We start from the raw sequence: 21,994 nt of genomic DNA, 5'->3' as shown, positions 1-21,994 counted from the left end.
AGTTTTAGTATGATTTTATAAGTTAGGCTGATATGTGCACGCTAGCTGATATTTTCAAGCAAAAGAACAATATTTAACTTAATGCAATTGTTACAGCATAAATACGCCATATACCTATCCTTGCTGAGCTTTGATTCGGCTGATTCGGTTGTATAACAAAGGCATATTAGGCATAATATGCCTTTACACTAAATTTTCTGTAGCCAACGTGATGACTATTTGTCTTAATCGCGTTGTTTGTGCTTTTTAGCGGATAGCTTGGATCGCACAACGATGGCTGCATGATTGTATTTCGAATTGGGCTGACAACTGGATAACCTTATTATGACGCAAAGCATTATGACGCATAGCGAATACCGAGACGAATATTGCGGAGCCGTAACCGAAAGCTTAATAGAGCAAACCATTAGTGTCGTAGGCTGGGTACATCGTCGTCGCGATCACGGTGGCGTGATTTTCTTAGACATGCGTGACCGCGCTGGTATCTTGCAGGTAGTCGTCGATCCTGATACCCCAGAAGCGTTCGCTACTGCTGATGCGGTACGTCCTGAATACGTACTAAAAATTACGGGTCGTGTACGTCGCCGTTATGAAGGTACTGAAAACAATAATATGACCAGTGGGCATATTGAGCTATTGGCTAAAGAAATTGAAGTATTGGCAAAGTCTGAAACGCCGCCATTCCCATTAAATGATGAGAAAACCACGGTATCAGAAGACTTGCGTCTAAAGTATCGCTACCTTGACATGCGTCGCCCGCAAATGCAAGATCGCATGGTATTCCGTGCTAAAGCTACCTCAGCGATTCGTCGTTACCTAGACGATCATGGCTTCTTAGACGTTGAAACGCCTATCTTGACTCGTGCAACGCCAGAAGGCGCGCGTGATTATCTCGTCCCTTCGCGTACACGTCCGGGTAACTTTTTTGCCTTACCGCAGTCACCGCAGCTATTTAAACAATTATTGATGGTTGCAGGTTTTGACCGCTATTATCAAATTGCCAAATGTTTCCGTGATGAAGATTTACGTGCTGACCGTCAGCCTGAATTTACCCAAGTAGATATCGAGACTTCTTTCTTAAATGAAGAAGAGATCATGAATATCAACGAAGGTCTTATCAAGCATGTCTTTAAGACCATGATGGACGTTGAATTTGAGCAATTCCCACGTATGACTTATGCAGAAGCCATGCGTGACTATGCGTCAGATAAGCCTGATTTACGTATTCCGCTTAAATTGATCGACGTTGCCGACTTGATGAAAGACGTTGATTTTAAAGTATTTGCTGGTCCTGCTAACGATCCTAAAGGTCGTGTTGCTGCCCTACGCATACCTGGTGGCGCCTCATTAAGCCGTAAACAAATCGATGCTTATACCAAATTCGTTGGTATCTATGGTGCGCGTGGTTTGGCTTATATTAAAGTCAATGACGCTAGTAAAATCAACAACGGCGTGGACAAAGAGTCTGGTCTACAGTCTCCGATCATTAAAAATATGACGGATGATGTATTGGTTAGTTTAATCGAGCGTACTGCTGCAGAAGATAGCGATATCATCTTCTTTGGTGCGGATAAAGCCAGTGTGGTAAATGATGCAATCGGTGCACTACGTCAGAAAATCGGTCTAGACTTAGAAATGACAACTTGTCAGTGGGCACCGCTTTGGGTGACTGATTTCCCGATGTTTGAAGAGACTGACGATGGAAAATGGACGTCAATGCATCATCCGTTCACTAAGCCTAAAGGAACCGTACAAGAGCTAAAAGACAGCCCAGAAACTGCGCTATCTATCGCTTATGATATGGTCTTAAACGGTACAGAAGTTGGCGGTGGTAGCTTACGTATCAACACCTTTGATATGCAGCAAGCGGTACTTGAGGCTTTAGGTATCGGCGCGCAAGAGGCTGAAGACAAGTTCGGTTTCTTGCTCGATGCGCTAAAATTCGGTGCGCCGCCGCATGGTGGCTTGGCTTTTGGTTTGGATCGCTTAATTATGTTGATGGTAGGCGCGGACTCCATTCGTGATGTCATCGCTTTCCCAAAAACCAAAACTGCTGAGTGTCCACTGACTCAAGCACCTGCGGAAGTAGATAGCAAGCAGCTACGTGAGCTTGGTATTCGTGTGCGTGAAAAGGTGCAAGCTGACACCAACAAACCTGCTGAATAAATGGTCTGATAATGCGCAGATATTTTTTACATTGCCTGTTACGTCATTCGTCACCATGTGAATGGTCATGAATCCGTATCATATTTTCACAATCGTGCCACTATCTGTTTTGCAGATGCTGGCACGTTTTGCTGCTTGGGTAATTTTAAGGATGCCAAGCGCTAGTATCATGCGCACTGTTAAAATCAACATAGCGCTGATTGCGCCTAAGTTATCCGATCTGCAAAAACAAGCATTAACCAAAGAGATTATCTATCATCAATGCTTGACCAGCATTGAGTCGATCAAAAGCTGGGCGATGCCACCTGAATGGAGTATCGCGCAAATTCGTGACGTCCATAATAAAGACATTTTACTTGACGGACTTGCCAGCTCTAACGGCATGCTCGCGATCGTACCGCATCTGGGTACGTGGGAGATGATGAATGCTTGGCTCAATCAATTTGGCTCGCCAACCATCATGTATAAACCCGTAAAAGGTGACATTACCAACGATTTCATATTACAAGGTCGTGCCCGCCTCAATGCGACGTTAGTACCGACGGATGGTAGCGGGGTAAAGGCAGTATTTAAAACACTCAAACAAGGTGGCTTTAGTATTGTCTTACCCGACCACGTTCCTGATCCATCGGGCGGTGTCATCGTGCCCTTTTTCGGTGTTGAAACGTTAACCAGTACCCTTGCCTCTAAACTTGCTAGTAAAACTAAGTGCGCACTGGTCGGATTGGCATGTATTCGCCGTGATGACGGGCGTGGCTTTGATATTTATTGCTATAAACTCGATGACCCAGCATTATATGATCGAAATACTGAAACGGCGGCTTATGCGCTCAATCTAGCAATGCAACGTATGATTGAAGATAATTACAGTCATTATATGTGGGGTTATCGACGCTTTAAGCATATCCCTATGATAGATAACCCTTATAGCGCTGATGACGCTGATTTAGCAGAATTCATTCGTACCTATCACGCTAGAGTCGATAATAAATAACATCGATATAGTGAGATTCTTAGGCTACTGACTGCTCTGACTACTGGTATTAGCTGACTATTATACTCTTTATTAAACCTTTAATAGTTAGTCCCTTATTTATATAAATATGAGTGCACTATGGCAACTGACGTAAATCAAAATTCATCAACCAATCAAACGCTAACAAACAGCAAAAATTCTGAACAGCGTTATATCATTTGTATGAAATGGGGTGATAAATATGGTGCTGAATATGTCAACCGCCTCTATAATATGGTTCGTCGTAATCTGACCTTAGACTTTCAGATGGTCTGCTTAACCGATGACAGCACTGGTATTGATCCTGCTGTTATTTGTCATCCGATACCTGAGCTTAATTTACCTGCTGGACCTGAGCGTGGCTGGAAAAAGCTCACTACTTTTAAGCCAGAATTATATGACCTCAAAGGCGTCGCGTTATTTTTAGATATTGATATCGTGATCGTTGATAATATCGATGGCTTTTTTACTTATGAAGCTGAGCACGAAGACAGCGTAGTGATTATCCGTGACTGGAAAAAACCATGGCGTATGATTGGTAATAGCTCGGTATATCGCTTTAATATCGGCATGAATACTTATCCTGATTTGCTTGCAAACTTTGAGCGCAACTTTGATACGATTCGACAGCAAGTTCGTCATGAGCAAGCTTACCTGTCTAATTATTTACGTGAGCATCATCATCTTGAATATTGGAATAAAGACTGGTGTGTCAGCTTTAAATACCAGTGTATCGCGCCCATTCCTTTTAACTTCGTACGCGCGCCTACTCTACCTGATGGCGCAAAAATTGTTATCTTTCATGGTGAGATTAATCCACCCGATGCCATTAATGGCGGCGGCGGTAAATGGTATCGTCACGTGAAACCGAGTCCTTGGCTAAAGGCGTATTGGATATAAATACCAATACAGGCGTCGAAAATAATAGACATCGAAAATATCTGGAGTTGAACTTGGCATTACCTCCTATCGTTGAGTTTGACATTAACAATCAAATCGTATCTATTCATGCCTTTAATGCAGCAGATACTCAACAAAACTTAAATAAGCAAGCCGTCAATATTATTGCTTCAGGTCCGTCTATTGTTGACGTAGATTTTACCGATTTATTAGCCACTGCAACTATTTTTATTAATGGTAGCATCAGTCTCACCGCTCAGCACCACTTTACCAATATCGTCGGTTATGTCATTAGCGATGCCCGCTTTATTTTGCATCAGTACGATATCTTAGAAAAGTATTATACCGGTCAGCCGTTATATGCTACTTTGGCAGTACTTGAGGCATTAGCAATTACCCATCCTAGTATAATCAGCAATTATCATAACGCCATACGTATTATTTATCCTGTCGATAGACCTTGGGGCGTTAAAGCAAATGATTCAGAATTTAGTCGTTTGCTGCTAAAAAAAGACTTACAACTCCAAGCGCTCAATAGAAAAACACCACTATCAGCATTTGCTCAGAACCCTCAATTTGTTATCGATAGCCATCATCAGCCAGCATCTATCGGACTGTCTTTAGACATCACTCACGGTTTTGTAGAAGCAGGAACCGTTACTTATGTTGCTACACAGTTGGCTTATTCACGTGGTGCTGCCGCCATCCATTTATATGGTCTTGATCTGTTAAATAGCAATGAGCCACGTTTTTACGAAGATAAAGAGCGTAGCGCGCCGACCGTGCTTAACAATGTTATCAGCAATACCATTGTGCCATCGTTCAACTTATTGGCCGAAGTCTATAAACGGCATGGTATGATCGTGATCAATCATTCTCCTATCTCTAAATCTCTCTTCAACTTTAATTAATATAATTTTTTACTCCTTCAGCAAAATCTAAATACTGCTTGGCTATATGACTTGGCAATAGCTGCTGATTCAATGGAACTTTATAGTGATTCAAATTATCTATTTCCTGATTCATCAGTGCTGCTAATGCGTTGATATCGCCGACAGGCACTAAGTTTTTCTTTGGCAGTAGCTCTCTTGGGCCAAAGGGACAATCCGTACTGATGACAGGCACATTTAATGCTTGCGCCTCGACGATCACATAGCCAAAACCTTCAAACTTAGAAGTCATTACTAGCAACGCTGCTGCGGCAATAAACGGATAGGGATTGGTTTGAAACCCTAAAAAATGAACACAATCATCAATACCCAGCTCGATAGCCAACTGTTTCATTTCAGCTTGAAGTCGTCCTTTCCCCACCAATACCAAAGGTAATTTTTTCGCTGTTTTGGCATAGGCTTCTAATAACTCTCGATGACCTTTCATCGTATCGAATGATGCTACATGAATAATATACATTTTATCAATCAAGCCAAACTGCTCGATAGCTAACGGTTGATCAGCGGCTTTTTGAATCTCATTAACATTGCACGGATTATAAATCGTTGTCGTTCTATTCAAGTTGCCTATTAATGCTAATAAGTCTTGGCGTGCACCTTCGCTGACACAACTGCAAGGATGTGCACCATAGACCATTTTTAAATGAGCCATGATTTGATCAGGCATAATTGCCAGCTTCTCTTGAAACTGTTTGGACAATGCGGTATGTAATACATTGACAATGTTTGGTAGTTGACTATACGCCATGATCCAGTTGACTTTGTAGATGTTAGCCAAAACTAAATCAGGTGTTCCTATGTTCTTTAGGACATAGAAATCTATGCGCTCAGCAACCTTTTTATAAACATCGGCTTGCTCAGACTCTGTCTCAAATAGCGGCTGATTATAAGGTACAATATGATACTGAATGCGAGAGTCTAGTCGCATGTCCTGCGACTCCTCTAAGCACAGAACATGAACATGATAGCTCATCTCAATATAAGCACGTGCCAATGTCGTGACCATACGTTCAGCGCCCCGCCCTTCCAATGCTTTTAATATCAGTAATATAATAGGTCGATTTGTAGACGTCATAGTAAGGTATCTTTCGTATTTGTGATGCATATCTTGTTATAATTAGCATAAATAATAGCGTCAAACTATTTATTTGATATTGCGGGGCGACATCTTTGTATGCTAGTCTCCATTTTTTTAGATGAAATCTATTATCGAAAAATAGAAGCTCATTTTATCCACTTGTTAGCGTAGCAATCACTTTTTATTATTTAATACATTTTTAATATTTTAATAAAAACAGAAAGCCCAACTTTAACGTAAGTCCAAATTTATAGTTAGGAATGTCTTAGAGATGAAAACAATAACCTACCTAATCAATTTAGATGAAAGTTATGAACGTTTAGAAAGCGCCAAAAGTCAGTTGGATAACATTGATTGGCAGTTTGAAAGATTCCCAGCATTCGATGGTCGCGGAAAAAAATTATCAGATTTTGAGAACTACGACGATAATCAAGCTCGCAAGATTTTAGGGCGTAGTTTATTAAACTCTGAAATCGGTTGTTACCTTAGTCATTATAACTGTGCGTTAGAATTTTTGAAAACTGATGCAGACTTTTTAGTTGTATTAGAAGATGATATGGAGATATCTTCTGACTTCAAATCTGTTACCGAGCAGTTAATAGCATTTTTATCTCATGAAAATGAATTAGAATGGCATTTAATTAATATTGCCGCTAAAAAAAAGAAAATAACCAAAGATATTACTCAAATTAACAATCATACCTTGTGGCATGCTTATTATTTTCCAGTACTAGGATTGGGGCTAATATGGTCGAGAAAGGGTGCGCAGGAATTTATAGAAAAAGGTAGAACCATCACTATGCCGGTCGATGTTTTTTTTCAGAGTTGGCTTAGCCGGAATAGCAAAGGTTTGGCAATTTGGCCAGCTCTAGTTTACCCTACAGGGTTAGATAGCGATATATGGAGTGAAGCGACTGCGCAGAATATAGAGCGTAGGGATTTAGAAAACAGAGACTGGTCATACAGCTTAAAGAAGAAGAAAAGAATGATGCAAAATAAGCGTTTTGCTATCAAAAACCTATATTCACATAAATAGTTCATACCTTATGAAAAATATCGTTATTAGCCTCAAAACTGCCACAGACCGCAGACATCATATCGAGCAGGAATTCCAAAAAAATCATGTAGAGTTTGGGTTTTTCGATGCACTGACGCCAGATGCAGCTAAGTCATATGCCAAAAAATTGTCCATAAATTTTGAAGAGAGCGACCTTACGGGTGGCGAGCTAGCATGTCTGATGAGTCATGTCTCAATCTGGAAAAAAATGATTGATGAAGGAATACCCTATCTGGCTGTTTTTGAGGATGATGTCTATTTAGGAGAGGATGCTGAGTATTTATTGAATACGATAGATTGGATTAAGCCTGAATGGAATATTATAAAAACTGAGACAGTCAATGATAAGATAATTCTGTCTTCTGATAAACATGCCGTTATCGCTGGAAAAAGATATATTGCTCAATTAAAGAGTATTCATTTAGGTTCGGGTAGCTATATTTTATCATTACGTGGTGCTAAGCTTTATTTTGATTATTTCACCAAAAACAAGTTAATACCAATAGATGAGCTGATGTTTGATGCTTTTCTTTGTGAGCATTTAGAGCCAGTTTACCAAATGACGCCTGCTCTATGTATACAAGAAATTATATTGCGCGGTGCTAACTCGGAGTTATTATTGCCAGGCTCATTAATGACAGATCGTAGCAACAAAGTAAATAAAACAAAAAAATCATTCACCTATAAGCTAAAAAGAGAAGCAAATAGGCTTGCTTCGCATGTGAGAAAGGCGATATCTGCTGAAGATATTCCTTTTAAGTAACCTACTGTATTTTAGTCACCCAAATAATATCAGAATAAGAAAAGTATTATCAACGATTAAATGATCGCAATGCGATTTGCGATTTGCCCCCTGCCGTCAACATCGTACAACTAAACTTGGGAGATTGTAGTTATGCAGCCTGACGATAATAATAAAACCACACCTGCCTTGGCGTTTTATAGCCCAAACCCTTTTGAATCCTAGTATGATTGTAATACAACTCGATATATCCAATGATATCGCTAATGGCTTCAGACCTTGTTCTATAATCTTGGTGATACATTAATTCGTTCTTCAATACGCCCCAAAAGCTTTCTATTGGCGTATTATCGAAGCAATTACCTTTACCATTCATTGACCCTTTAAACTGATGTTGCTTAATTATTTTATGATAAGCATGGCTACAGTACTGGCTGCCTCTGTCTGAATGTACAATCAGCCCTTGGCTTGGTCGTTTATTCTTGATTGCCATGTTCAATGCTTTACAGACTAAATCAGCGGTCATGCGCTTACTTATGGCATATCCAACAAGCTCTTTAGTGTAGAGGTCTTTAACACCTGCTAAGTATAGCCAACCCTCATTTGTCCAGATATAAGTAATGTCACTGACCCACGCTTCATTAGGACGCTTAGCATCAAACTGCTGATCCAGCACGTTTGAATAGACAAGCTTGTTATGATCGGAGTTGGTAGTAACTTTGAACCGCTTGTGGCGACGGCATTTGATGCCGTATTCTTCTTTGATGCTTCTAACCATATATTGGCTGATATCCTACCCTTGCGCACTTAGGTGGGCATGCAGTCGATCAACACCATAACGTTCTTTAGTTTCACTGTGAGCGGCTTTAACTAATAGCTCACAGTGGTTACGGTGTATCTGCTGCTCGCTGATGTTACGACTTACCCAGTCATAGTAGCTTGATGGTTTAAAGCTAATACACGGCACATGCTCATTACGGTAAAGATATGCCGATTAGTTTTTATAAAAGCGTACCTTACTAGCTGTGCTTTGCAAAGTACGCCGTGGCCCCACTCGAGCATAGCTTTCATCTTGCGTCGGGGCGAAGCAGTGCTTCGCTTTATCCCTCCTCATTTAGTATCTCTCGTTCCTCTTCGGCCACTTTAAGTTGCCGCTTGAGCTGCTTTATTTCCTGAAGAGCCGCCATAAGCTCAGGATCATATTGTTCTGTGCCGACAAGCTTGCCTTGATTGGCTTTATTATGCCAGTTGGATAACGTTTTCATGGCTATGCCAAGCTGCTTGGCAGTGGCTGAAATATTACCGTTATTGTCCGCTATCTTCTTAACAGCTTCTGCTTTAAATTCTGTGCTATAAGTTCTAATTTTCTTCGTCATGGTAAACTCCTCATCGAGTCGTCAGTTTACCAAGTTTAGTTGTACGGCTGCTTCAGCATAGCTCAGATTGATTATTACCAATAATACGATAGTCAGTCCTAAATAAAATAAGTAGAAATATTACGACGCGCTATTGGGATAAATCTTTCTTGCTTGCTGTGCCTGCACAGACAGAGGCGGCGCAAAACTTATCCCAGTAGTACTGTACTTATTTTATAGTGGAACGACTATAGAACTATCAAATGACTAGCTTATTTTTCGAGCAATTCTTCAAATAACTCATGATAGCCTTGAGTAACATGGTCTTTACTATAAGAGCTTAAGGCCTTTTGTCGCGCAGCCGACGCTAATTGCTGATAATCTGCAGGATTAGATAATACCGACGCTATTGTAGCAGCTAGTTTGCTAGCATCGCCAATAGGAAAAAGAAACCCATCTTTTTCGTGATTTATCAGCTCTTCTACCCCTACTGCTTCACTACCAATAACTAAGCAGCCGCTCGCCATTGCCTCTAGTACAGCCAGATTTAGTCCTTCAAACCTGCTAGACATCACAAATACTTTGTGCTCCAGCAGTAATTTATCAACTTCGTTACTATAATCTATAAATTGAACTTGGTCTTCTAAAGCATATTGTTGTACCAGTTGCATAACTTCTTTTTTATAACGCTCGCGTCCAGTGCCTACCAACATTAAATGTGGAATGACTCCTTGTTCTTTGAGCTCATGCATTGCCTCAACTAAGGTAATATGATCCTTACTCTTTGCGTACCTACCAACCATAATTAAGTCTTGTGGTCTATCACTTATAGGCGATTGGTTATCTCCTCCAAATCGCATAGTATCAATGCCATTTGAGATCACTTGGATAGGCGCCTTTAAATCTTGATTAGACAAGGTTTTTGCAACCCCTTGTGAAACCGCGACCACTCTATCGGTATGTTTACTTAATTTGCGTGTTTGGTAGAGCTTCCAAGGAGTATAGCGCTCCTTAGAGTTATGCTCGACTTGTATTAAATGAGGTACTTTAGCCAACAATCCTGCTCGACGTCCTAGTAAATGCTCAGGAAATCCATGAGCAACTAAAATATCAGGTTGCCATTGTTCACATAGCTTTTTTAGCTCAAGTATTGTAGTGATATGAGTCGAACCTGTTATCACTCGATATTCAATATTTTTCTCATCTAATTCTTTTAACTTTTCCGCTACTGTCGTGCTTTTGCGACGTAATACCAATAAATTCTCAATTGAAGGTAATTGATTGTGTTCAGCGATTAAGTCAACAGCTACCTTTGTAGCTCCAGAGAAACCGCCTGTGACAAAATGTAAAACTTTCAATGGTTTCTCCTTAAGCAAATTCAAATAGATATAAAATATTACTTACCTTAAAGACAGTTTTATTATCTTTATAATTTTTTTGAAAAAATAATTCGCAGTTTTAAATGGCTTAATAGAAAACAGTCTTAGTGAATATTTTATTTTATCATTGCTTTCTTCATACTGTTTTTTAGTATTAAACCACTTTATATTGACGAGTGCTTTATTATAATATTCTGAATCCTTAAAAAAACTTAATACATCCAATCTACCCTGTTCCATTTTTTCTGAATCTTTTGACAGGTTGTTATCATGTTGTCTATAAAAAGCAAATATTTCACTCATATAATAAATCCTGCCATGCTTTGTTAGTTTTAACCACATGTACCAATCTTCTAAAATGATGCTGGAATCATAGCCACCTGTTTCTTTTAATGCTTGTAGTCTAATCAGTTGTGTCACTGCAGGCAGGTCAAACTTGTGCATTATTATTCTTTCAAAATCATAGTACCTTGGTTTGCTTAAGCTGGTTGCTATTATTTTGTCATTCTCATCAATATGCTGAACTCCGCCAAACACGGCTAAAACATCTTGATGCTCATTCAGAAACTCAACTTGCGTTTTTAGCTTATGACTAAGTATCACATCGTCTGAGGCGATACCCGAATAGTACTCTCCCTGACACCACTCTATAGCTTCATTCAAAGTTGCACTTAAACCTTTATTTGGTCTAAATCTGAACTCAAAATTAACAAAACGCTGCTCACATAATGCCGTCATCTCCTTAATCTTTGCAATCGATCCATCTTTCGAACCATCATCTATAATAATTAACTCTATATTTTTATATGTTTGGTCTATGACACTTTGGATAGAAGCTTGCACAAAACTCTCATGGTTATAACAAGGGATTACTATTGACACTAAAGGTTTATTATTTCTCATAAGATTAATTTTTGCTTTAAGGGAGGCTTAAGGTTATATAAAATATCGTGTACTTTACAACTTTTTTAAATTCTATATAGTAAATAGAACAACGAAATTATTTTTATTATAAAAGTTAATATAATATTCTATGAGCTGGTAATAATCCCAAGCATAAGACACTTATCAAATAGAATTAAGCTGCGTGGTTTAGTTTCTGTATCGGCGTAAAGCCGCCATTGCCCATATTAGGAAGCTCATAATTATCATAGTATAACCAGTCTTCTGCTTGCTGACGGACTTGATCTAAACTAGTAAACAATTCTTGATTCAGCCAATTATACCTCATCGTTCTGTTATACCGTTCAACATAAGCGTTTTGTTGTGGATTACCAGGTTCAATATAACTGATCACAATGCCTTGATCTAATGCCCAATCTTTAAGCGCGTTACTGATGTATTCAGGGCCATTATCACATCTTAATTAGGCAGGTTTGCCTCGACATTCAATCAACCGATTTAAACTGCGTATGACTCTTTGAGTGGGTAATGAGAAGTCGATCTCAACGGTTAAGGTTTCACGGTTATAGTCATCAATCACGTTGAACAGTCTAAATGCCCTGCCATCGGCTAAAGCATCATGCATGAAGTCCATGCTCCAGCTTTGATTCGGTTCTACAGGGACAGTAAGTGGCAGTGGTTTAGCACGCTTAATGCGACGTTTAGGTTTGATTCTAAGATTCAGTTCAAGTTCACAGTAGAGGCGATACACACGTTTATGGTCGTACGGTAGTCCTAGCACATTGCGTAAGCTTAAGAAGCATAAGCCAGAGCCTCAATTCTTATTCTGAGTAGTCAACTCTATAGGCAAGTCAGCTATTTGACTATTCTCATCAGAGGTGACTGCCCTGTGGTAGTAGCAGGTCACGCTTATGTTAAAGATCAGGCAAGCCTTACGGATGTTTATGCCACGATCATCAATGTAGTGACAAGCAAGCGCTTTGCGCCTTTGAGTCGCTACCACTTTTTGACATGGTATCCTGTAGGATATCTGATTTAAGATATTCATCAGTATACATCTTCTTTAATCGAGCATTCTCAACTTCAAGCTCTTTTAAACGACTGATAAGCGCAGCATCCATGCCGCCATATTTAGACCGCTAGTTATAAAAGGTGCTTTAGCCGACATTATGCTCACGGCAAAGCTCATCAATAGGCACACCCTGTTCGGCTTGTTTTAAGATGTTGACGATTTGGTTGTCGCTAAAGCGTGTCTTTTCATAGTAATCTCCTGCTGATAGTTTAGCAGTTAACCTCTACTTTCAAAAGTTCTTGTTTTTAGAAGGGGGGGGTTTACCAGCTCAATTAGATATTAATTTTGATTTCAATTACACATCTTTTGCTATATTAGTATATAAATAAAATTTATATACTAATATAGCAACTCTTCATTATTTTTAAAAAATTATTAAAGTAAAGTATTCTTAATATCAATTAGCATTTTTTTTATTCCAAAACTTGGACTATAATCAAAAGCCTCTTTTGTTTTTTGCATATCGAAAGTAAAGTTTGGTTGCGATGGTTTATCAGGTAAATATTTTTTATCTATAGCTTCCCCTTCTGAAAAAACTTCTATCATTGTATCAACTAGCTCTTCTAACGAAACGGGGTTACCTGTACCAGCATTAAAGACACCTTGTGCTATATCATTCTCCAAAGCCTTATGAATTAATACAGCAAAATCTTTAATGTATGGCATATCTTTTGAGTTTTTGGGATTTCCCCATACTTCAACCTTACGATCATTCATAATAGATTCAATCATCTTTATGTAGGCTTTAGTTTTAAGCTCACCATCAACAAAGTATTTATGATTATTATCATTGCAATATACTGTAGGTATTCTGAAAATAATAGTTTGTAACCCATACTCTTGGTGATAATGTTCAATTAGATCACATGCAGCAACTTTAGATATTGCATAAATGGCGTGATCACCAGTTAAGGTAAGAGTTCTTGGACTATCATCTTGTATCGGTATGCCTGTATAAAACGAAGCTGAAACATCAGAAAAAGTTTGAATATAAATTAATTTTGGGATTTTTTTAGTTCGACAGTACTCCAATACATTCATAACACCAGTAATATTCACATCAATATAGCTTTGAGGAGTGTAACCTTCCATCATTGCAGGCATAGCACCAGCAACTAAAAACACTGCATCATAGTCACTCTCTAAAACATCAAAGTCTTTACGCTTTGTAATATCAAGTTTTTTACTAACAATATTATCTATTTTGAATGGTCGAGTTGTATATGTACCTGTAATACTATACCTATCTTTTAGCTCCTCAACGACACCTTTACCCAAACTACCTGATGCACCTATCACTAAAATATTTTTCATAACTAGACTACACCTTTGAATATTCATACCTATAAAAAAGTTACTAAGTATACTTTTATTAACTGAGCTTATAGCTACTCAACATTTCAACAATATCATCTTTACTACAATTCATTAGAATATCAATCATTGATAAATAAGGAATAAATTCATCTGAATTTTGACTATACGGTTGAATTTCAGTTTCTATAAAATTTAGCTCCACTCCCTGCTCTTCAAAATATCCTTTTTGATAAAGCTTCTTGCCCCCTTGGGAATTAATATATTGATCACAACTATGCATCTTAGATAGCTCTAATAGCCTATCGGCTCTTTCTTGGGTTCTATCATAATTGATTTGACTGGCAGTAAGTAGTTTTTTATCAATATTTAAATATTCGAATACCACTTGGATGCTCATTCTATTTATATGTGTAACACTTCTATTTTCTTGACTAAAAACAGACTCAATCATAGAAAAAACATCATAGAAATATGGTGATTTACTATAGGCTTGCGCTATAGTTCTTAGTATTTTCTTACCATCTGAATACTCTAAACTTTCAATTGGTACATTAGAAGACGCACCTAAAACGGGTAATGTAAAACGTAGAGCTTTACCGTTTGCTAATATATTATTTCTATTTATATAACTCTGTTTAATGAAGTTGACGTCATCATAAAAAATAAATATGCTGGATGCATAAACTAGTTGATAATAGCCTATATATGGGAAAAGATAGGGCTGCATTACGGCTAAAATCATAAACCCTCCCTTGATATTATATCTAAAACTAGATTTTGGTCGGTACTATTTAGGTTTGGATAGAGTGGCAAGCAAAGCACTCGGCTTGCAATATCTCGTGAATGCTGACAAACCTGTTTACTTTCGAGATAATCTAACGTGTCTAAGCTTGGATAAAAGTAACGCCTTGGTAATATATCGTGGTATTTAAGCCTACTTTCAACTCTAAGCAATTGCTCTTCACTGTTAAGCAATATTGGTGCGTAAGCATGATTGTTTTTGCTATGCTCATTCCATTGTTGAAACTCAAACATGCCACATAGATTTTGTTTATAAGTTTCCCAAATAATGCCACGTTGCTTTCTGATTCCTTCTATTTCATCTAATACACACAGCCCCATCGCTGCCTCAAACTCATTCATCTTCGCGTTGGTGCCAACTGTTTCAATAGTTGATGGGCTAGTGATACCAAAGTTAATCAATAATCGTATTTTTTTAGCTAACTCATCATCATTGGTAATGACTGCTCCACCTTCAATGGTATGAAACAGTTTAGTAGCATGAAAACTCAAAGTACTGATATCACCATAGTTTAATACGCTTTGAGTTTTATAATCAGAACCAAAAGCATGTGCCGCATCATAAACAACTTTAAGCTTGTGTTGATTAGCAATGGCTTGAATAGCCTCAACATCGCAGGGGTTGCCAAAAACATGTACAGGTACAATAGCACTGGTTTTAGAGGTAATACATTCTTCTATAGATGTTGGATTAATATTAAAGCTGTCTGGATTTATATCAGCAAAGATGGGAGTCAAGCCTTCCCATACTAGCGTGCTAGTCGTAGCAGCGAAGCTAAAAGGTGTCGTAATGACCTCACCTTTTAATTCTAAAGCTTTATAAGCCAATTGTAATGCTAGCGAACCGTTCGCTACTAAAATTATATTTTTAACACCTAGATACTCTGCGAGCCGCTGCTCTAATTCTTTAAGTAAGCTACCATTATTGGTTAGCCAGCCACTTTGAAAAATACGATCAACATAAGACTGATACTTTTTTTTATTAGGGAGATAGGCTTTAGTAACAGGGATCATATATTCTTTCCAAGAATTTTAGGAATTGCACGTATTTTTCTTTTGATGCTTCGCATCATTCTACCTATAGTAAAGTTTGATACATAGATAAAACTTCCCATATTAAAAGATTTAATTATAATTACTACTATAGTTCTTATTTCAGAATCACTAATACTCAATATTTTTTTATACTCTAACAGAAACAAAAGAAACCTGAGATTGGCTATGGATTGGTATTTAGGTAGTGAATAATGAGCTAAACTCTGATAAATACTATAGGAATCTACAATTTGCTTTTCTCTCGTTAAGCCTGACCAAATACCACCTTCATGTATCCTATAAGCAGCCATTGCTTTCTTAAAGTTATAAGCCTTACCAAAGTTACCATAATAACTAAACAAAAAAGTATCGCCCATAGGCATTTTTGGACCTAAACAAGGTAAATCTGAGCGCCACATGGCAGACTTTGAAGGTAAGTTAAGCCCTAATGAAATCCTATTCTGTGAATACATCTTATTTTTAGATAGCTTTAGCTCCGACTCTAAAGTCACTTCAGTATTTGGTGCAATTCGAGTGACATCATGACCACACATTACAACCTTCGGGTTTTTTTCTAAAAAATCCACTTGAATTTGAAGCTTGTCTTTATCGAACCAAAAGTCGTCTCCTTCACATAAAGCAGTATACTTTCCCTTCACCCGTAAATAATTAAAAAGAGAAGTTCTGTAGCCTTTGCTATAAGTATTCTCTTTTTGATAAATCGGAATGATTATATTTGGATATTTCTCTACATATGTTTTTATTATCTCAGCCGTATTATCAGTGGATGCATCATCATTTATTAATACTTCAAAAGCAAAATTAGTGTCTTGTATTAAAAAACCGTTTATAGCATCCTCAATGAACTCTTCATGATTGAAAGCCATGCAATGGATACTTACCATTATTTCATTTTTATTATCCCAAGAAGCCATTATTTCAGCTTCTGTTCGCTGAGTTCTTGGAGGAGTTATAAACCCTAGTGAATCCTTAACTTTTGAACTATGATTCATCAAAAACTACCCTTCAACAACATTAGAAAAACTATTTATTACTTCAATTATTTTAATCACTTCTTGTTCTGGGATCGTAGGCCCAATTGGTAAACTCAATACTTGTTTATGAATCATTTCAGATACTGGGTAACTATAAGTATTCCAATCATTATAGGCCTGTTGCTGATGTGGAGGTATTGGATAGTGAATTAAAGTTTGAATACCTTGTTCTGCTAAATACTTCTGTAGCGCATCTCGTTGTTCACAGCGAATCACAAAAACATGCCAAACGTGAGCATTATGTTGTTGAGCAGGTAATATAATCGCTGGATTATCAATACTTTCAATATATGCTGTGGCAACTTTACGGCGATGAGCAATTTCTGTATCTAGATGGCCTAGCTTTACACTGAGCATCGCTGCTTGGATTTCATCCAAACGACTATTAACGCCTTGAAATAAGTTTTTATATTTTTCATGTGAGCCATAATTACGTAATGCACGCAATGTATTAGCCAATTCTTCATTACTCGTAGTAATTGCGCCAGCATCACCTAATGCACCAAGATTCTTACCGGGATAAAAACTAAAACCTGAGGCATCACCCCAGCTACCTGCTCTCTTACCATCAATAGAGGCGCCATGTGCTTGGGCAGAATCCTCTAGCACTAACAAATTATGACGCTTAGCAATATCCATAATAGCTGGCATATCAGCCAAGCGCCCATATAAATGAACCGGTAATATTACTTTTGTTTTATCTGTAATAGCCAACTCAATATTATTGGGATCAATATTGAAACTCTCTAGAGAAGGCTCAACTAAAACAGGGGTCAGACTATTGGCCGTTATAGCCAATATACTGGCAATATAGGTGTTGGAAGGCACGATCACTTCATCACCATCTTTGAGCTTACCGAGCTCTTTCCAAGCACGAAGGGTAAGAATAAGCGCATCCAAACCGTTAGCAACACCTATGGCAAACTCTGTTCCACAGTAACTAGCAAATTTCTGCTCAAATTTTTCAAGCTCATTGCCGCCGATATACCAACCTGAGTCAATAACACGAGTACAAGCATCTACAAGCTCATCACGATATTGGGCATTAATTGCTTTTAGATCAAGAAATGGGATCATTTATACATACCCTTTAATAACGGCAGGGTTGCCTACCATAATTGCGTTTTCTGGAACATTTTTAGTGACCACTGCTCCAGCACCCACTAATGCATTTTTTCCAATCGTAATACCGGGTAAAAGAGTAGCATTGGCTCCAATACTTGCTCCTTCTTCTACAACAGTTTTTGGAAACTCATCTGGGTATTGCTTTGAGCGAGGTTTCTTATCATTCGTAAAAGTGACACAAGGACCGATAAATACATTATCTTTTAAAGTAATGCCATCCCATACATAGACGCCTGATTTAACTGTCACGTTATTTCCGATTACAACATCGTTTTCAATCAAGGTATGTGCGCAAATGTTGCAACTTTCTCCAATCACAGCTTTTGGAAGAATCACGCTATATTGCCAGACTCTAGTTTTTTGGCCTATCGTGGTTGACATAACATCAGATAATGGGTGGATAAAAGGCTTATTAACTTCATTCATAAACTCATCATAGTTACGAATATAGTCATCTTCATCATAATGCTCACTGGCCAGTACTAAGAGCACACAATCGTCACTAAAATCATGCATTTCTCGCCATACTAAGCCATCAATCAATAAACCTTTAGTGGGCGAATCTAACCAAGCTTCTTCACGAGTTTTGCCATCATTAAGAACCATACGGCACTTACCGGTGACACAGACAGCCACTTGCTTAAGATTGCGATGCGCATGAAAGCCACGCGCTACACCTTGCTGCGTACCGAAAATGTAGTACACTCGCTTAATTAAAAAAGGCACTGTTTTTTCTGCTTCTAAAGCGACTAATGAGCCGCGATCATCGCCTAACGGTGGGAAGTGGGTCCATTTTATTAAACTCATTATTATCCATCCACTAAAGATAATAGATACTGACCATAGCTGTTTTTGCTGAGCTGTTGACCGATACGCTGCAAGTCTTCTGCTAATAACCAACCATGATTAAAAGCAATTTCTTCTAAACAAGCAATTTTAAAACCCTGACGCTTTTCAATTGTTTCTACAAACATGCCAGCCTCTAATAGACTTTCATGGGTACCAGTATCTAACCAAGCAAAGCCCCGACCAAGTAACTCAACTTTTAAGTCACCACGCTCAAGATATTGTTGATTTATAGTGGTAATCTCTAGCTCTCCGCGCTCAGAAGGTTTAACCTGTTTGGCGATCTCTATAACATCGTTATCATAAAAATATAGACCGGTTACCGCATAATGAGATTTAGGTTTATTAGGTTTCTCTTCTATTGAAATAGCGCGCTTATTTTCATCAAATGCCACCACGCCGAAACGCTCTGGATCTTTCACTTGATAACCAAAGACGGTTGCGCCTTTTTGGCGATTGACCGCTTGACGGAGTAATGGCGTAAATCCTTGACCATAAAAAATATTATCACCGAGCACCAAGCAGACGTTACTATCACCAATGAATGCTTCACCAATAATAAATGCTTGAGCCAACCCATCTGGACTAGGCTGAACGGCATAACTGATATTGATACCAAGCTCACTACCGTCACCAAGTAAGCGTTTAAAACCATCAATATCATCAGGAGTACTAATGATAAGCACTTCACGGATACCTGCAAGCATCAATACAGATAACGGATAATAAATCATCGGTTTATCGTAGATAGGTAGCAGCTGCTTAGAGACGCCTTTAGTGATGGGATAAAGACGCGTACCTGAACCACCTGCTAAAATAATACCTTTTGTCGTCATTACTCACCTGCTCCTAGTCTTTCACGTTGGTAGCTGCCATCTTGGACGCGACTACACCATTCCATATTATTCAAATACCATTCCACTGTTTTTCTGATACCACTATCAAACGTCTCTGTCGGTGTCCAATTTAATTCATTGGCAATTTTGCTAGCATCGATTGCATAGCGCAAATCATGCCCTGGACGATCTTTTACAAACGTAATTAACGATTCGTATTGAATACCATCGGCGCGAGGTTGCAATTCATCCAATATTTGGCAGATTGTTTTGACTACTTCAATATTTTGCTTCTCGTTATGTCCACCGATATTATAAGTTTCACCAACTTCTCCTTCAGTGACCACTTTATATAGAGCACGCGCATGATCTTCGACATACAACCAATCGCGTATTTGATTGCCTTTGCCGTAAATAGGCAACGCTTTGCCATCCAATGCATTTAAGATGACTAGCGGAATAAGCTTTTCAGGAAAATGGTAAGGACCATAATTATTAGAGCAGTTGGTGACTAAGATAGGGAGGCCATAGGTACGATGCCAAGCTCGCACTAGATGGTCTGAGCTAGCCTTAGAAGCTGAATAAGGTGAGCTTGGCGCATAAGGGGTAGTTTCAGTAAATAAATCAGTCGTTCCTTCTAGATCGCCGTAAACCTCATCAGTAGAGATATGATGAAATTTAAATTTAGGTCTGTCTATATCATCAAGAGACTGCCAATATTGACGAGCTATCTCTAATAAATGGTAAGTGCCGACGATATTGGTATTAATAAATTCTGCAGGTCCATCGATGGAACGATCCACATGTGACTCTGCTGCTAAATGCATGACAAGATTAGGCTGAAAACTATCAAATGCTTGCTCTAACGCCTCTTTGTCACATATATCAATCTGTTGAAACTCATATCTCGGACTTTGATCAATTTCTTTGAGTGATTCTAAATTACCAGCATAGGTTAACTTATCAATATTTAATACTTCGTGATCAGTATGATGGATAATATGGCGAATAACAGCAGAACCAATAAAACCTGCGCCGCCAGTAACTACTATTTTCATAAAAAAACCTATACCAGATTGAACTATATTGTTATATCAACATTAATACATGCATGTTAACTTTTTACTACACATCTAATTTTTACTTTTCAAATTAATAATAATATTACGCATATATTTTCGCAATTATACCTATAATTATCTACAATGCGCATGAATCATTTAATAGGAATGATATATAAACAACCTTATAATATAATAACCCTAATATATTTAAGAGCTTATCCATACCTGCGTCTATTAAACCACAAAATATTATAAAAAAATGGCGACCATTTTTTGTATTTCTATGCTTGTATTTTATAGCTTGGAGTATATTGCCTGCATTTATTTCTAGTAGCGTACCTTTGGATGTGAGTGAAGGTATCAGTTGAGGCAGCGAATGGCAATGGGGGTATTATAAACACCCCCCACTATCGTCATGGATATTATACAGCTTTTACCAGCTATTTGGACATGTAGGCTCTTACTTGCTTAGCCAATTGCATGTGCTACTCACGTTATTTTTGGTTTATCAATTGGGTAAAAAGGTTTGGTCACAAGAAACTGCCTTACTCGGCAGTGTGCTGACTCTTACGATTCTTTACTACACCTATCCTAGTCTTGAATTTAATCATAATATTGCTCAGCTTCCTATCTGGGCAGGATTATATTTAGCGTTTTATCAATCACTGACTAAAAACCGTTTAAGAGATTGGGTCTTGCTCGGTGTGCTCAGTGGACTTGGTATGCTGACTAAGTACACGGTGATATTCTTACTGATACCAATGGCGTTATATTTAGCACTCCCAAGACAATGGCCACTTTTAAAACAGCCAAAACCGTGGATAGTGGCTTTTGTGATGCTCGCAATCTTTGTACCACATTTATATTGGTTAATAACGCATGATTGGCTACCGCTCAGTTATGCAAATGGGCGCTCACATGAGTTTGATGATGGCGTGTATAGCATCAAACGCCACTTTAGTTGGATAGGGTTTATTATCGCCCAGCTTGTCGCTCATATACTATTAATAGTGATGTTTATATTCAATCGTAAACGTTTAATAGCATACCAATCACAAAAGTCGTTATCGCGCGATCGCTGGCTTGGGTCTTTGGTAGCGATGAATAGCGGCTTTCATATCAGGAACTGCAAGTCATTCGCCCTGGATGACTATCGGGCGTCTTCAAGAGAATGGTACGTTAGTGATATGGCAAGAGGGTGAAGAAAATATCGTGCTGCCTTTACTTAACAAGGTCAATGGCAGGTTGATTGGCGTGACGACAAGGTAGAGAAGCCATTATTAATAAACTGGATGGCT

At 38.4% G+C, this 21,994-nt stretch carries 17 protein-coding genes and 3 pseudogenes; 7 read left to right on the top strand and 13 right to left on the bottom strand.

The genetic code is table 11. The features are described from left to right. The first annotated feature begins 339 nt into the window (after window positions 1-339). The 4 genes from aspS to EPB74_RS00985 all read left to right on the top strand — a co-directional run bounded on the left by aspS (window position 340) and on the right by EPB74_RS00985 (window position 4,992). A complete protein-coding gene (gene aspS / locus EPB74_RS01000) occupies window positions 340-2,166 on the top strand; it encodes an aspartate--tRNA ligase (RefSeq protein WP_274902659.1) in 1,827 nt (608 codons plus the stop codon). A 67-nt stretch (window positions 2,167-2,233) separates the two neighbouring features. After that, window positions 2,234-3,160: a lysophospholipid acyltransferase family protein gene (locus EPB74_RS00995; RefSeq protein ID WP_274902272.1), complete on the top strand. Its 927-nt coding sequence runs from the start codon at window positions 2,234-2,236 to the stop codon at window positions 3,158-3,160. A 120-nt stretch (window positions 3,161-3,280) separates the two neighbouring features. Further along, window positions 3,281-4,081, top strand: coding sequence for a glycosyltransferase (locus EPB74_RS00990; protein WP_274902271.1), 801 nt, complete (start codon window positions 3,281-3,283; stop codon window positions 4,079-4,081). Next, the gene (locus EPB74_RS00985; protein WP_274902270.1) at window positions 4,030-4,992 is read left to right on the top strand and encodes a hypothetical protein; all 963 of its coding nucleotides are present in this window, start codon (window positions 4,030-4,032) and stop codon (window positions 4,990-4,992) included. The genes EPB74_RS00990 and EPB74_RS00985 overlap by 52 nt, the downstream gene beginning before the upstream one ends. Here the strand turns inward: EPB74_RS00985 and EPB74_RS00980 are convergent. Next, window positions 4,985-6,106: a glycosyltransferase gene (locus EPB74_RS00980; protein ID WP_274902269.1), complete on the bottom strand. Its 1,122-nt coding sequence runs from the start codon at window positions 6,104-6,106 to the stop codon at window positions 4,985-4,987. The two genes, EPB74_RS00985 and EPB74_RS00980, sit on opposite strands and share 8 nt — an antisense overlap. 274 nt (window positions 6,107-6,380) lie before the next feature. Here EPB74_RS00980 and EPB74_RS00975 point away from each other — a divergent pair, with 274 nt between their 5' ends. Together EPB74_RS00975 and EPB74_RS00970 are read left to right on the top strand one after the other, a co-directional pair. After that, window positions 6,381-7,145: a glycosyltransferase family 25 protein gene (locus EPB74_RS00975; protein ID WP_274902268.1), complete on the top strand. Its 765-nt coding sequence runs from the start codon at window positions 6,381-6,383 to the stop codon at window positions 7,143-7,145. 10 nt (window positions 7,146-7,155) lie between these two features. Next, window positions 7,156-7,929, top strand: a complete 774-nt coding sequence (locus EPB74_RS00970; protein ID WP_274902267.1) for a glycosyltransferase family 25 protein — start codon at window positions 7,156-7,158, stop codon at window positions 7,927-7,929. A 130-nt stretch (window positions 7,930-8,059) separates the two neighbouring features. Here EPB74_RS00970 and EPB74_RS00965 read toward each other — a convergent pair. The 12 genes and pseudogenes from EPB74_RS00965 to rfbB form a co-directional block, all read right to left on the bottom strand. Then, window positions 8,060-9,284 (bottom strand): annotated as a pseudogene (locus EPB74_RS00965) (IS3 family transposase). Between the two features lie 251 nt (window positions 9,285-9,535). Further along, entirely contained in the window at window positions 9,536-10,621 is a 1,086-nt protein-coding gene (locus EPB74_RS00960) for a glycosyltransferase family 4 protein (RefSeq protein WP_274902266.1), read from the bottom strand. A gap of 42 nt (window positions 10,622-10,663) precedes the next feature. Continuing rightward, complete coding sequence (locus EPB74_RS00955) at window positions 10,664-11,545, bottom strand: glycosyltransferase family 2 protein (RefSeq protein ID WP_274902265.1); 882 nt, start codon at window positions 11,543-11,545, stop codon at window positions 10,664-10,666. Window positions 11,546-11,720: 175 nt separating this feature from the next. After that, window positions 11,721-12,777: pseudogene (locus tag EPB74_RS00950) on the bottom strand (IS3 family transposase). Window positions 12,778-12,992: 215 nt separating this feature from the next. Beyond that, window positions 12,993-13,931 carry an NAD-dependent epimerase/dehydratase family protein gene (locus tag EPB74_RS00945; RefSeq protein ID WP_274902264.1) on the bottom strand — a complete coding sequence of 313 codons (939 nt, stop codon included), beginning with the start codon at window positions 13,929-13,931 and terminating at the stop codon, window positions 12,993-12,995. A 58-nt stretch (window positions 13,932-13,989) separates the two neighbouring features. Beyond that, window positions 13,990-14,676, bottom strand: coding sequence for a WbqC family protein (locus tag EPB74_RS00940; RefSeq protein ID WP_274902263.1), 687 nt, complete (start codon window positions 14,674-14,676; stop codon window positions 13,990-13,992). Then, window positions 14,673-15,749 (bottom strand): DegT/DnrJ/EryC1/StrS family aminotransferase, encoded by a 1,077-nt coding sequence (locus EPB74_RS00935; RefSeq protein WP_274902262.1) that lies wholly within the window; start codon window positions 15,747-15,749, stop codon window positions 14,673-14,675. The genes EPB74_RS00940 and EPB74_RS00935 overlap by 4 nt, the downstream gene beginning before the upstream one ends. Next, window positions 15,746-16,783, bottom strand: a complete 1,038-nt coding sequence (locus tag EPB74_RS00930; protein WP_274902261.1) for a glycosyltransferase — start codon at window positions 16,781-16,783, stop codon at window positions 15,746-15,748. Before EPB74_RS00930 ends, EPB74_RS00935 begins: the two co-directional genes overlap by 4 nt. Before the next feature lie 6 nt (window positions 16,784-16,789). Next, on the bottom strand, window positions 16,790-17,902 hold the full coding sequence (locus tag EPB74_RS00925) for a DegT/DnrJ/EryC1/StrS family aminotransferase (RefSeq protein WP_274902260.1): 1,113 nt from the start codon (window positions 17,900-17,902) through the stop codon (window positions 16,790-16,792). After that, entirely contained in the window at window positions 17,903-18,757 is an 855-nt protein-coding gene (locus EPB74_RS00920; protein ID WP_274902259.1) for a WxcM-like domain-containing protein, read from the bottom strand. A 2-nt stretch (window positions 18,758-18,759) separates the two neighbouring features. Next, on the bottom strand, window positions 18,760-19,632 hold the full coding sequence (gene rfbA, locus EPB74_RS00915; protein WP_274902258.1) for a glucose-1-phosphate thymidylyltransferase RfbA: 873 nt from the start codon (window positions 19,630-19,632) through the stop codon (window positions 18,760-18,762). Further along, a complete protein-coding gene (gene rfbB, locus EPB74_RS00910; protein WP_274902257.1) occupies window positions 19,632-20,690 on the bottom strand; it encodes a dTDP-glucose 4,6-dehydratase in 1,059 nt (352 codons plus the stop codon). Before rfbB ends, rfbA begins: the two co-directional genes overlap by 1 nt. 413 nt (window positions 20,691-21,103) lie before the next feature. On the opposite strand from rfbB, the pseudogene EPB74_RS00905 reads away from it, so the two are divergent. Further along, window positions 21,104-21,898: pseudogene (locus EPB74_RS00905) on the top strand (glycosyltransferase family 39 protein); the annotation flags it as partial. Window positions 21,899-21,994 lie beyond the last annotated feature (96 nt).

The organism is Psychrobacter sp. DAB_AL62B (genome assembly GCF_028895345.1).
Classification (GTDB): Bacteria; Pseudomonadota; Gammaproteobacteria; order Pseudomonadales; family Moraxellaceae; genus Psychrobacter.
This window is presented reverse-complemented; position numbering and strand designations above follow the sequence as displayed.

Coding starts and splice junctions, on each gene's coding strand:
- EPB74_RS00980 (WP_274902269.1), bottom strand. CDS start 6,106: ATGACGTCTACAAATCGACCTATTATATTACTGATATTAAAAGCATTG.
- EPB74_RS00940 (WP_274902263.1), bottom strand. CDS start 14,676: ATGATTTTAGCCGTAATGCAGCCCTATCTTTTCCCATATATAGGCTAT.
- EPB74_RS00995 (WP_274902272.1), top strand. CDS start 2,234: ATGAATCCGTATCATATTTTCACAATCGTGCCACTATCTGTTTTGCAG.
- EPB74_RS00955 (WP_274902265.1), bottom strand. CDS start 11,545: ATGAGAAATAATAAACCTTTAGTGTCAATAGTAATCCCTTGTTATAAC.
- EPB74_RS00970 (WP_274902267.1), top strand. CDS start 7,156: ATGAAAAATATCGTTATTAGCCTCAAAACTGCCACAGACCGCAGACAT.
- EPB74_RS00920 (WP_274902259.1), bottom strand. CDS start 18,757: ATGAGTTTAATAAAATGGACCCACTTCCCACCGTTAGGCGATGATCGC.
- EPB74_RS00945 (WP_274902264.1), bottom strand. CDS start 13,931: ATGAAAAATATTTTAGTGATAGGTGCATCAGGTAGTTTGGGTAAAGGT.
- EPB74_RS00925 (WP_274902260.1), bottom strand. CDS start 17,902: ATGATCCCATTTCTTGATCTAAAAGCAATTAATGCCCAATATCGTGAT.
- EPB74_RS00985 (WP_274902270.1), top strand. CDS start 4,030: ATGGTATCGTCACGTGAAACCGAGTCCTTGGCTAAAGGCGTATTGGAT.
- rfbB (WP_274902257.1), bottom strand. CDS start 20,690: ATGAAAATAGTAGTTACTGGCGGCGCAGGTTTTATTGGTTCTGCTGTT.
- EPB74_RS00930 (WP_274902261.1), bottom strand. CDS start 16,783: ATGAATCATAGTTCAAAAGTTAAGGATTCACTAGGGTTTATAACTCCT.
- rfbA (WP_274902258.1), bottom strand. CDS start 19,632: ATGACGACAAAAGGTATTATTTTAGCAGGTGGTTCAGGTACGCGTCTT.
- EPB74_RS00990 (WP_274902271.1), top strand. CDS start 3,281: ATGGCAACTGACGTAAATCAAAATTCATCAACCAATCAAACGCTAACA.
- EPB74_RS00935 (WP_274902262.1), bottom strand. CDS start 15,749: ATGATCCCTGTTACTAAAGCCTATCTCCCTAATAAAAAAAAGTATCAG.
- aspS (WP_274902659.1), top strand. CDS start 340: ATGACGCATAGCGAATACCGAGACGAATATTGCGGAGCCGTAACCGAA.
- EPB74_RS00975 (WP_274902268.1), top strand. CDS start 6,381: ATGAAAACAATAACCTACCTAATCAATTTAGATGAAAGTTATGAACGT.